This is a genomic window from Solwaraspora sp. WMMB335, assembly GCF_049179075.1.
Taxonomy (GTDB): domain Bacteria; phylum Actinomycetota; class Actinomycetes; order Mycobacteriales; family Micromonosporaceae; genus Micromonospora_E.
In genome coordinates this window covers 2,675,302-2,686,605 of sequence record NZ_JBMHMF010000001.1, presented here as the reverse complement: position 1 = coordinate 2,686,605, position 11,304 = coordinate 2,675,302, and the positions used below count along the sequence as shown (strand labels likewise).

The window sequence follows — 11,304 nt, the reverse complement described above, 5'->3', positions numbered from 1 at the left end:
TGCACCGTTCTGAGCATCGGAGCCGGGCGGAAGGGCTGGTGGTGGAGGACGCACTGCAGTGCGGCACCTGCCGGCCACGGCCGCAGCCCGTCCCTATGCCGGAGCTGGACTGATCGAGGCCACCAGGCTGGCCCGCAGTGTGGGTGCCGCAATGATTGATTGCGATATCTGAATGGACCAGTATTGGCCGCATGACCCAGACCCGCGAAGACGACGTGGCGGTACGGCAGTTCTACGAAACCTACGGCTGGCAGCGAGGATCGTCCGGGCAGTATCAGGACGCGGAGGCCTTCGTCGACCTGCGTCCGGTGATGGACGGCTACCATCGGCGCCGGGACCAGCGGGTCGCTGAGCTGCTGGCGGGCGCCGGCCCGCTGCTGGACCTGGGGTGCGGTGGGGCGCCGCTGCAGGTCGAGGCCAACGGTGATCTGCGGGTCAATCTCGACCTCGCGGCGGCGGCGTTGCGCGGTGCGCGGCAGACCCTCGGTGACGCCGCCAGCTACCTGCAGGCCGACATCTGTCGGTTGCCCTTCCCTGCGGCCACCTTCGGCCGGGTGCTCTGCGCTCACGTGCTCTACCACCTCGCGCCGGACCGGCAACTCCTGGCGCTGGCGGAGATCTGCCGGGTCCTGCGGCCCGGCGGTGTCGCGGTGGTGGTCTACATCCAGACGTTCGCCCGGCTGCAGAGCCTGGCCCGTCGACTGCGGCTGGACTCCCGCCCGGTGGTGGACCTCCCGGCGCTGCCCTACCACCCGGTCGACCATCGACGGCTGCGGGCCGGGCTGCGCGACCGTGCGCGGATCGAGGTCCGGAGCTGGTCCATCCTGGCACCAGAGATCACCCGTACGTTGGTGCCCGGCGGGCGGACCGGCCGGGCGATGGTGTCCGGGGTGGCGGCGGTCGAGGACCGCCTGCCCGGGTGGAGCGCCCGGCTCGCCCGGTACCCGATGCTGGTTGTCCGCAAGAACCCGGATTGAGCCGATCCGACCAGGGCCACCAAGCTGGTGGTGACGGCGGCGGTACGGTCTTGAAGGTCGATTGCCAGGCAGGACTACCCTGGATTGTCATCGACGAGGGGACAGCTTCGATGAGCGACTTCGACACCGTACTCGAACGGCTGTTGACCGATCCCGGGTTCGCGTCGGCGCTCGGCGCCGATCCGGCCGCCGCGCTCGCCGGCTACCAGCTCTCCGCCGACGAGGTGGAGCTGCTGCGCACCCAGATGAGCGGGGCCGGGACGGCCGATACGACCGGCGTGGAGGCCCGGGCCAACCAGTCCAGCGGGTTCGGTCTGCTCTCCCCGCTCACCGGCATGATGGGCGGGCTCGGCGACTTCGGCCCGGTGGCCGGGGTCGCCGACCAGGCGTTCGGTTCCGGCTCGGCAGGCAGCGGGTTCGGCGACAGCCCGACGGCGACGAGTGGGTTCGGCGACCGCTCGGCGGACCCGGTCAGTGGATTCGGCGACCGTCCGGCACCTCCCAGCGGGTTCGGCGACCGGTTCGATGCGACCAGCGGTTTCGGTCCGGCGGAGGCGACCAGCGGCTTCGGGCAGGCTCCCGTGCCGCCAGCGACTGGCCACACCGGCGAAGCGGGCGGGCTCGGCGCTTCGATCAGTTCGCTGCTGCAACCGGGTGACGCGATGCTGGGTCCGGCACCCCAACAGATCGAGCCACCGGTGCCGGAGGGCTACCAGACCCGGGTCGACGTCGACGGCGACGGCCAGTGGGACCGGCACATCGTCCGGGGTCGCTCCGACGGCGGCGTGGACATCCTGGTCGACCACGACGGCGACGGTCGGGTCGACTTCATCGGCCGCGACGACGACGCCGACGGCCTGGTCGAGTCGGCCTCCTACGACACCGACGGCGACGGGTACTTCGATCAGACCCAGTACGACGACAACGGAGACGGCTGGCTCGACCGTACGGTCGAGCACCAGTCCCACCACGAGCCGCCACCGAGCTATGAGCCGCCACCAGCGGCCGGCGGCGGGTTGATCGGCAGCAACCTCCACCTGCCCGACGAATTCCGCTGACGACCGCTCGGCGGTCATGGCCGGCCGCCTGTCGACAGGGACTGGCGCCGATGGGTCTCTGCCCCGACGATAGGGGTAGGAGGTAGTCGCTTGGTCGCCATCGCCACCGACCGGTTGACGAAGATATTCGACGACGGCACCGTGGCCGTCGACGAGGTCAGCCTTGCGGTGCAGCCGGGACAGTTCCTGGTCCTGCTGGGTCCGACGGGGTGTGGGAAATCGACGATCCTGCGGCTGCTCGCCGGCCTGGAGGAACCGACGTCCGGGCATGTGCTGATCGACGGCCGCGTTGCCGACGATTGGTCGACCCAGCGGCGGCAGGTGGCGATGGTCTTCCAGGACTACGCCCTGTATCCGCATCTGACCGTGGCGCAGAACATCGCCTTCCCCTTGCGGATGGGGCAGGCGCCCGCGGTGCAGGAGCGGATCCGTGAGGTCGCGGCGGAGCTGGGGATCGCCGAGCACCTGCACCGCCCGCCGACGACGCTGTCCGGCGGACAGCGTCAGCGGGTCGCCATGGCCCGGGCCATCGTCCGTGACCCGAAGGCGTTCCTGCTGGACGAGCCGTTGTCGAACATAGACGCGGGATTGCGGGCCGAGCTGCGTGCCGACGTCACCGCGCTGGCCCGGCGCCGGTCCGTGACGACCGTCTACGTCACCCACGACCAGACCGAGGCGTTGACCATGGCCGACCAGCTCGCGGTGCTGCGCCGTGGCCGGCTGCAGCAGATCGGGCCGCCGGCCGAGGTGTACGGCGACCCGGCCAACGTCTTCGTCGCGGCGTTCCTCGGCAACCCACGGACCAGTCTGCTGCAGGGCGCGGTGTACGCCGAGCCCGGCCGCATTGTGCTCGACCTGGGCGCACAGGTGCTCGAACTGCCGGCGGACGACCCCCGGTTGGCCGGTCTCGCCGAACATCACACCGAGCGGGTCACCGTGGCACTGCGCGCCGACGCACTGTCCCCGGCGGCGTCCGTGACCGGTGCGGACGTGCCGGGTGGGACCGGCGCGTCGGCCACCGACCAGCCGCAGGTCGTGCTGCGCGGCACCGTGCGCACAGTGGAGAACCTCGGCCACGAGGCGTTGGTCTGGGTGGATACCGGCAGCCTGCCGAGCGCCCCCGCCCAGACGCGGCTCGACCTGCCGGACCCGGACACCCATCTGGCCGAACTGCTCGCCGAGGAACCGCCGAGCGGGCACCAGATCCGCCAGGCCATCGCCCGGATCATCCCGCACCACCGGCGGCCCGATCCGCCGCCGACCGCGCGGACCGAGTACGGGTTCTACCCCGTCTACGAGCCGGAACCGCAGGAGACGGCGGCCGGCGGTGACGTCGTTGTCCGGGTCCCGGCACCCGGGCTGCCCCGACCCGGACAGACGCTGGTCCTCGCCGTCGCCGTCGACCGGCTACTGCTGTTCGACCGGTCCGGCGAGCGGATCCGACTGGGCTGACTCGGGTTCGGGCTCAGGTAGCGGCGCCGGCCAACAGGTCGAGCGCGGCGCCGAGTTCTCGCGCGTACGCATAGGTGATCGCACCCTCGTTGGCACGGATTCCCACCTTCTGCCGCATCTGGTCTACCTCCCGCTCGATGTCGGCTGATCCGCTGGTCAGCGAGGTCTGCAGGTTGCGGAGCAGATTCTGCAGGTCCAGCCCGGCGTCCCGGCGGATGGCACCTTCGGCGATGCCGTCGTCGATGACCTGACCGATCAGGACGATCGCGTCGTCGACGGTGGGCACGGTGGGCAGCGCCGTGGTCGGGGCGACCGTGGTGATGCTCGGGACAGGTACGCCGGCGCTCGCGGTATCGCCTGCGGTGGGTCCGACGGATGCCGCTGGTGGCGTCGCTGGTGGTGACGCCGGCGGCACCGGCGAACCGGTCGGACTGGGGCCGGCGACCAGCGGCATCTCACCCGCCCACGGCCGCAGCAGCAGTACGACCGCGACGAGCGCGACGGTAGCGGCGCTCGCGGCGACGAGCGCGGCGAACCGGGGCGAACCCATGCCCCGGCGCCCACCGGCGTCGCCCCGGCGCTCACCAGTGCCCGCCACCGAGCCGCCCGCCACCGAGCCGCCCGCCACCGAGCCGCCCGGCCCGGTGCCGGCAGCGGCGGAGCTGCCCGCCGGGAGGTCGGGAACCACCGTCGGCAGCGTGACGGTCGGGGAGAGCATGGTGGCGGCCTGCGGGTCGGCCGGCAGCAGCTGGTCGCGCAGCGCGACGCCGACCTGGTGCGCGGTCGGCCGGTCCAGCGGATCGCGGGACAGGCAGCGCAGACACACCTCGACGACCGGCCCGGGTAGCCCGGGCACCACCAGTGGTGGAATCTCCTGGTCGAGCGCCCGGTGCAGGTCCTCCCAGGTGTCGGCCGGATACGGCACCCGACCGGTGAGTGTCTCGTAGAGCAGTACGCCGAGGGAGTAGACGTCGGTCGCCGGTTGGGCCGGGCGGCCGTCGAGGCGCTCCGGTGCCACGTACGCCGGGGTGCCGAAGGTCTCGCCGTCCTCGTCCTCGTCGGGTGCGCCGATCTGGGTGGCGATGCCGAAGTCGAGCACCTTGGCGCCGACCAGGGTCATCATGATGTTGGCCGGGGTCACGTCGCGGTGCACGATGCCCAACCGGTGCGCGGCGGCGAGCGCCTCGGCGGCCTGGGCGCAGATCTCCACCGCCTGCGGCCAGGGCAGCGGTCCCGCGGTGAGCCGGGCGTCCAACTCCTCGCCGGAGAGCAGCTCCATGACGACGAACGCCGTGACCGTGCCGTCCGGGGCCACCGATTCGCCGTAGTCGTGCACCGCGGTGACGTGCGGATGGATCAGTTGCGCGGCGGAGCGGGCCTCCTCGCGGACCATGCCACGGAACCTGGCGTCGGCCGACAGCGACGCGGCGAGCACCTTGACCGCGACCACCCGGTCGAGCACCTCGTCGCGGGCACGCCAGATGACAGACATACCGCCGGCGCCGATCCGATCGATGAGACGGTACCTGCGGGCGAGCAGTTCGCCCGCGTGCAGCGATGCCATCGTTGTTCGCACCTGCCTGGGGAGTGGGAGGTCGTATCAGGCTCCGCGAATTAGCACGTCCTGTCAACGGCAGGTTAAACAGCTGAACATTTATCATTTAAGCCGACATAGCTATCGATTGCCTAACTGCTGGCCATACCGGATGCGGTCCGACCGGCTCCGCATCTCGTCGCCGTCACCCCCGTGCCAGGATGGACGCCATGGTCGACGGCCCGGTGGCGTTCGTGCTCGGCGGCGGCGGCGTGTTGGGCGCGGTCGAGGTCGGGATGCTCCGTGCCCTGTTCCGCTCCGGTATCCGTCCCGATCTCGTGATCGGCACCTCGATCGGCGCGGTCAACGGGGTGCTCGTCGCCGCCGACCCGACCGAGGCGGTCACCCTGCGGCTGGTCCGGCTGTGGGCCTCCCCGGAAGCCAGCGAAGTGTACGGCGACTCGATGGCCCGGCAGCTGCGTCGGTTCGCCGCCCGTACCCACCTGCACTCGCCGCGACCACTGCGCCGGCTGCTGGCGGCCGAGCTCGGCGACACCGCCACCTTCGCCGACCTCAAGGTGCCGTTCACCTGCTGCGCGGCGAGCATCGAACGCGCCGCCGAGCACTGGTTCGACACCGGCCCGCTGGTGCCCGCCGTGCTCGCGTCGGCCGCGGTGCCCGGTCTGCTGCCACCGACCGAGATCGACGGCGAGCACTTCATCGACGGCGGCATCGTCAACTCGATCCCGATCGGCAAGGCGGTCGAGGCCGGTGCCCGGCGCATCTTCGTCCTCCAGGTCGGTCGGATCGAGCGGTCGCTCAGCCCACCTCGGCGGCCCTGGGAGGTCGCCCAGGTCGCGTTCGAGATCTCCCGCCGGCACCGGTTCGCCCGGGAACTGGCGGCCGTCGGCCACGATGTGGAGGTGCACGTGTTGCCGACCGGGGGAGGGGAGACCCGCGATGACACACCGTGGGCGTACCGGGACATGACCGCGGTCGGGCGCCGGATCAGCCGCGCCTACACGGCGTCGCGGCGTTACCTCAAGACCAACGTGGCCGGTTGCTGATGCCGCTGCCACCCCGCTGGGTGCGCCGGGTCCTGTTCGGACCGGCGGTCCTGCTGCTCGCCGTCGCGATGGTGACCACGTTGCCGTTCTGGGTGTTCCTGGCCGCCGCCGCGTCGTTGCTGGTGCCCGGCCGGCTGCGGGTGCTGCGGCTGTTCTGGATCGCCGCGGTCTACCTGCTGTGGGACGCCGCCGCGCTGGTCGCCCTCTTCGGGCTCTGGCTCGCCTCCGGGTGCGGCTGGAAGATCCGCAGCTCGGCGTTCCAGCGGGCGCACTACGTGCTGACCGGCTGGTTCCTGACCTTCTTCTTCTGGCACGCCCGCTGGTCGCTGCGGCTGAGCATCGACGTCGTGGGCACCGATCCCGACACCGCCCTGCCCGGCCGTCCCGAGCTGGTGGTCTCCCGGCACGCCGGCCCCGGCGACTCGTTCATCCTGATCCACGGCCTGGTCAACTGGTTCGACCGGGAGCCACGGATCGTGCTCAAGGAAACCCTGCAGTGGGATCCGGCGATCGACGTGTTGCTCAACCGGTTGCCCAACCGGTTCATCGCCCCTGGCGGCGAGCGCACCGAACCGGTCGAGACGCAGATCGCCCACCTGGCCACCGGCCTCGACGCCAACGACGCGTTCGTCATCTTCCCTGAGGGCGGCAACTTCACCCCCGGCCGGCGCAGCCGGGCCATCGACCGGCTGCACTCCCTCGGTCTGCACGGCATGGCGGCGCGTGCCGAGGCGATGCGGCACGTGCTCGCGCCCCGCCCCGGCGGGCTGCTCGCCGCATTGGACGCCGCGCCGGATGCCGGCGTCATTTTCGTCGCGCACACCGGCCTGGATCGGATGGTCACCGTCGCCGATGCATGGCGGGAACTGCCAATGGACAAACGGATCGTGATGCGCTTCTGGTCGGTGCCGCCGGAGGAGATTCCGGCAGGGCGGGACGAACGGATCGAATGGCTGTACGACTGGTGGTCCCGGATCGACTCGTGGATCGAGAAGAACCACTCGGACACCTTGAGGGCGTAGGGTTCGCCCCGTGGAACAGATCTCCGTGGTGACGACGGTGGTGGATGCCCGCTCGGTTGCCGAGGTGCTCGCCGCTTCCGCCGTGGCCGGGCGGTTCGCCGCCTGTGCCCAGATCGGTGGACCGGTAGCCAGCACCTACTGGTGGGAGGGCCGAGTGGAGACCACCAAGGAATGGTCCGTGCAGTTCAAGACCGCCAATGATCGCAGTGAGCCACTGGTCGACTACCTTCGGACAGCACACCCGTACGACATTCCTGAAATCCTGGTCACCGTCATCGAAGCCGGCAACCCTGACTACGCACGGTGGGTGCATGAACACACTCGGCCCTGAGCTGGTAATTCAGGGTCGAATTTGAGTATCTGGACTCTGTCGAAGCGACCTGTCGGCGGGCAACCATTCCGGTATGAGCAGCACCGCCATGAGCAGTACCGCGCCGCTCCGTTACCCCTGCCCTGTCTGCGGCACCACGACCACGCTGGCCGCCGCATGCCCAGGTTGCGGCCGGGCGCCGGACCCGGTCGCCGCCGAGGTGATCCGGCTCGACGGTGAGATCGCCGGACTGGCCGCGCGGACCGAGCAGGCCCGACAGGCCTGGATCGGACTGAGCGGTCAGTTGCGCGCCGCGCAGCTGCGCCGGCACGAATTGGCGGTCCAGGTGCAAGCGGCGGTACGCGGTACGGCACACCGCCCGGCTCAGCCGTCGACTCCTGCCGTCCAGTCCGCGGTTCCCGCGCAGTCCGCGGTTCCCGCGCCGGCCTCGGCTCCCGCCCCGCCGTCGGCGCGGCCGGCGGAAACCTCCACCCGTACCGTGCAGAACGTCCTGTTCGTCCTGGGTGGACTGCTGCTCGGCACCGCCGCGGTCGTGTTCACCGCCGTCGCCTGGGCCACCGTCGGCGTGGCCGGGCGGGCCGCCATCCTGGCCGGGGTCACCGCCGTCGTGCTCGCCCTGCCGCCGCTGGCCACCTGGCGCGGCCTGCGCGGCACCGCCGAAACCTTCACCGCCCTCGGCCTGCTGCTGGTGCTCCTCGACGGCTACGCCGCCCGCTACGTCGACCTGTTCGGCGCGGCCTCGCTGCCCGCACCCCGGTACGCCGCCGCCGCGTTCGTCGTCACCGGCCTGGTGGCCGCCGGATATCACCTGCTCACCGGAGTCAGCGCGGCCCGGTACGTCACCCTGCTCGCGGCCTGGCCGGTGCTGCCGCTGCTCGCCGCCGACGCCCACGCCGACGCCGCCGGCTGGACCTTGATGCTGCTCGGCGCGGCCGGGGTCACCCTGGCCCTCGTCGCGCTCAACACACCGCGTCCGGCCGGCCTGCGGATCACCGGTTGGGTGCTCGTCGGGCTGGCGCTGGTCGCCGCCAACGTCGCCGCGCTGGTCGCGTTCGTCGCCGGGCACCCGGACGGAGCCCCGGCGTTGGCCGGTACCCCGCTGCTCGCCGTGGCGGTCGGCGTCGCGCTCGTCGCGGCCACCGCCGCCCGGCCGGCCGGGCGGCGGTGGCCGCTCGCGGTGGCGCTGGCCGGGCTGCCACCGGCGCTGACCCTCGCCCTGGTCCGAGCGGCGGTCGAGCCGGACCCGCCGCTACCCCTGCTGGCCGCCGCCGTGGCCGCCGCCGGGCTGGCACTGCTCGTCACCGCGGCCCGGCGACGCCTGCCGACAAGTTTCCATACCGGACTGTGGGCGGGCACGCTGCTGGTCACCGGCGTGATCAGCCAGATCCTCCTGGCGGCCGCCCTGATCGCCGCCGCCGTCGGCGTGCAGGCCGCCCGACCGTTGTGGCGGGCCGGACCCGGGCCGATCGACGCCCCGCTGGACTGGCAACTGCCGGTGGCGGTGCTGCTGGCCACCGTCGCCGCGGTGGCGTCGCTGCCCCGGGTGGCCCGGCCCGCCGTACTCGTCGTCGGTGGCGCGGCGTTGCTGCTGGCCGTTCCGGAGGCGGTGCCGGTGCCCTGGTGGGCACTGGCCACCGCGGCTGCGGTGGCGGCCGCCGTGTTGGCGGTGCGGGCCGCGTGGACCCGCTCGGTGGCGGTCGCCGCGCCGAGCGGTCTCGCCGCGGCCGCCCTGCTCGGGTACGCCTGCCTGCTCAGTGGTGGTGCTCCGGCGGTCGCCACCGCGATGGCCGTCGGGACGGTCGCCATCGGCCTGGCGAGCGCCGCTGTCGCCCGCCGGGCCGTCGACGCGGGTGCCACCGGCCGTCACCACCGGCTGGTCGGCGGGACCGGACTCGCGGTGGCCGTCCTGGCCTGGCCGGCCACCGCCGCCCTGACGGTGCACACCGCCGGCTGGCACGGCACCGGACCGGCGGCGGATCAGGTCGCCGGCGGGGTGGCCGCCGGCTGGTCGGCGCGGGCCGCCGTGATCGCCGCGACGCTGTTGCCGGTCGCGCTGGTCGCGGTCCGCCGCTGGTGGCCGGACTACCTGCGGTACGCCGTCGCCGCGTTCGCCCTCGCCACCGTCGGTGCGGTGCTGGCACCGGCGTCCGGCAGCATCGCCGATCCGCTGCCGGGGGAGTCGGCCGGCGGGTACGCCGCCTGGGGCGCGCTGCTGCTCGCCGCCGCGTTGTTGATCCGGGACCCGGACCCGGACCGGGTGTCGGTGCGCGGCCTGCGGCTGGCGCTGGTCGCCGGGGCGGCGGTGCTGGCCCTGCCGGCCGTGGGGTCCGTGCTGCCGGCGCTGCGTGCGGTGCTGCTGGAGCCGTACCTGTGGGTGGACGCCATCTGGACCGGAGTGCCGGAGGGCGCCGGGCTCACCCCCGCCCAGCCGGCGCGCGTCCCGGCGGCCGCCGCGGTCACGCTCGCCGTACTGGCCGCCGTGGCCGGTCTGCTCGCCCGGCGACGCGCCGTGCTGTTCGCCGCCCCGGCCGGTCTGCTCGCCGTGCTGGTCGCCCTGACCGCGGCCACTGCCCCGTGGCCGCTGGTGCCGGCGGTCAGCCTGGCGGCCGGGCTCGCCGCGCTGGTGACGGCGGCCCGCAGCCGAGTGGCCCGGACCGCCGCCGTGGCGGTGCCGACCGGTGTCCCGCTGGCCGCCGCCGGCCTGGCCGCCATGTTGCCCACCGAGGCCGCCACGCTGACCGCGCTGGCCGCCGTCGTGGCGGTCGCCGGCCACGCCGGGTACGCCGGTTCCCGTACGCAGGTGCGGGTCACCGGCTGGGTCGCCGCGGTGGTCGCCGCCTCGGTACTCGCACTCGCCGGTGCCCAGGCCGCCGGGCTGGCCGTGCGGGCCAGCGGGTACGCCGTGCTCGCGGTCGCCACCGCCGCGCTGGCGGCCGGTGTCCTGCTGATCGCCCGGACGCCCGCCGGGGTGCCGGACGGTGTGGCGCGACGACGGGCCGAAGCGGTGGGTGTCGAAGCGGCCGGCCATGCCGCTGCGGTCGCGGCGCTGCTGATGACCGTCGGCTCGGCCCGGCACGCGGCCGGCATCTGCACCCTGTGGGGCCTGGTGCTCGGCGCCCGGGCGCTGGCGGCGGTGCGCCTGCCGCAGGTCGGCGTTCTGCCGGCGGCAGGCGGCGACCGGCGTCGTGCGGCCCTGCCGCACCGGCCGTGGGCACTCACCGCCGCCGCGCTGGCCAGCGAGATCGGTGCCTGGTGGCTGCTGCTGGTCGCCACCGAGGTGGCGCTGACCGAGGCGTACACCGTGCCGCCGGCCGTGGTCGGGCTGGCCGTGGGCTGGCTGGCGCTGCGGGCCCGCCCGCAGCTGTCGAGCTGGCTCGGGTACGGCCCCGGACTGGCCGCCGCCCTGCTGCCCAGCCTGGGCTCGGTGCTGGTCGCCGAGGGCCAGCCGGTGCGCCGGCTGCTGCTCGGGGTCGGCGCGCTGGCCGTGGTGGTGGTCGGCGCGGTGTACCGCAGGCAGGCGCCGGTGGTGCTCGGTGGCGCGGTCCTCTCCGTCGTAGCGGTGCGGGAGCTGGTCGCGGTCTGGGACCTGCTGCCCCGGTGGAGTTTCCTGGCCGCCGGCGGGCTGCTGTTGATCACGCTCGCGATCACCTACGAACGTCGCCGCCGCGATCTCCGTCGGCTACGCTCCGCAGTCACCCGGATGACCTGATCCCCGCACCCGCCCCACCCTCGACGATCTTGGGATAGTCGGGGGTGGGGCGTCGGCCCGGGTATGGCTGTCCCTACCCGGGTTGCGGGGGAGCACAGGATTACTCAGCGCGACCTAAATCCGCAGACTCGATGGCAGGCCCTGGCCGGGGTGC

Annotated in this window: 8 protein-coding genes; 7 read left to right on the top strand and 1 reads right to left on the bottom strand. The window is 73.2% G+C overall.

What is annotated here, in order from left to right; genetic code table 11:
• Positions 1–191: 191 nt before the first annotated feature.
• The 3 genes from ACN27F_RS11425 to ACN27F_RS11415 all read left to right on the top strand — a co-directional run bounded on the left by ACN27F_RS11425 (position 192) and on the right by ACN27F_RS11415 (position 3,487).
• Positions 192–977 (top strand): class I SAM-dependent methyltransferase, encoded by a 786-nt coding sequence (locus ACN27F_RS11425; protein ID WP_421433257.1) that lies wholly within the window; start codon positions 192–194, stop codon positions 975–977.
• 110 nt (positions 978–1,087) lie between these two features.
• Positions 1,088–2,035, top strand: coding sequence for an Os1348 family NHLP clan protein (locus ACN27F_RS11420; RefSeq protein WP_421433256.1), 948 nt, complete (start codon positions 1,088–1,090; stop codon positions 2,033–2,035).
• A gap of 90 nt (positions 2,036–2,125) precedes the next feature.
• Positions 2,126–3,487, top strand: coding sequence for an ABC transporter ATP-binding protein (locus ACN27F_RS11415; RefSeq protein WP_421433255.1), 1,362 nt, complete (start codon positions 2,126–2,128; stop codon positions 3,485–3,487).
• Positions 3,488–3,500: 13 nt separating this feature from the next.
• On the opposite strand, the gene ACN27F_RS11410 is transcribed toward ACN27F_RS11415, so the two are convergent.
• Positions 3,501–5,051, bottom strand: coding sequence for a serine/threonine-protein kinase (locus tag ACN27F_RS11410; RefSeq protein WP_421433254.1), 1,551 nt, complete (start codon positions 5,049–5,051; stop codon positions 3,501–3,503).
• A 200-nt stretch (positions 5,052–5,251) separates the two neighbouring features.
• Here ACN27F_RS11410 and ACN27F_RS11405 point away from each other — a divergent pair, with 200 nt between their 5' ends.
• From ACN27F_RS11405 to ACN27F_RS11390, 4 genes are all read left to right on the top strand, one after another.
• Positions 5,252–6,088, top strand: a complete 837-nt coding sequence (locus ACN27F_RS11405) for a patatin-like phospholipase family protein (protein WP_421440120.1) — start codon at positions 5,252–5,254, stop codon at positions 6,086–6,088.
• Positions 6,088–7,110, top strand: a complete 1,023-nt coding sequence (locus ACN27F_RS11400; protein ID WP_421433253.1) for a 1-acyl-sn-glycerol-3-phosphate acyltransferase — start codon at positions 6,088–6,090, stop codon at positions 7,108–7,110. The genes ACN27F_RS11405 and ACN27F_RS11400 overlap by 1 nt, the downstream gene beginning before the upstream one ends.
• A 10-nt stretch (positions 7,111–7,120) precedes the next feature.
• The gene (cutA, locus tag ACN27F_RS11395; RefSeq protein ID WP_421433252.1) at positions 7,121–7,441 is read left to right on the top strand and encodes a divalent-cation tolerance protein CutA; all 321 of its coding nucleotides are present in this window, start codon (positions 7,121–7,123) and stop codon (positions 7,439–7,441) included.
• 73 nt (positions 7,442–7,514) lie between these two features.
• Positions 7,515–11,150, top strand: a complete 3,636-nt coding sequence (locus ACN27F_RS11390) for an SCO7613 C-terminal domain-containing membrane protein (protein ID WP_421433251.1) — start codon at positions 7,515–7,517, stop codon at positions 11,148–11,150.
• Positions 11,151–11,304 lie beyond the last annotated feature (154 nt).

Bases quoted from the DNA above. Each gene is read 5' to 3' on its own strand.
- ACN27F_RS11405 (WP_421440120.1), top strand. From the start codon at position 5,252: ATGGTCGACGGCCCGGTGGCGTTCGTGCTCGGCGGCGGCGGCGTGTTG.
- ACN27F_RS11420 (WP_421433256.1), top strand. From the start codon at position 1,088: ATGAGCGACTTCGACACCGTACTCGAACGGCTGTTGACCGATCCCGGG.
- ACN27F_RS11400 (WP_421433253.1), top strand. From the start codon at position 6,088: ATGCCGCTGCCACCCCGCTGGGTGCGCCGGGTCCTGTTCGGACCGGCG.
- ACN27F_RS11410 (WP_421433254.1), bottom strand. From the start codon at position 5,051: ATGGCATCGCTGCACGCGGGCGAACTGCTCGCCCGCAGGTACCGTCTC.
- ACN27F_RS11390 (WP_421433251.1), top strand. From the start codon at position 7,515: ATGAGCAGCACCGCCATGAGCAGTACCGCGCCGCTCCGTTACCCCTGC.
- ACN27F_RS11425 (WP_421433257.1), top strand. From the start codon at position 192: ATGACCCAGACCCGCGAAGACGACGTGGCGGTACGGCAGTTCTACGAA.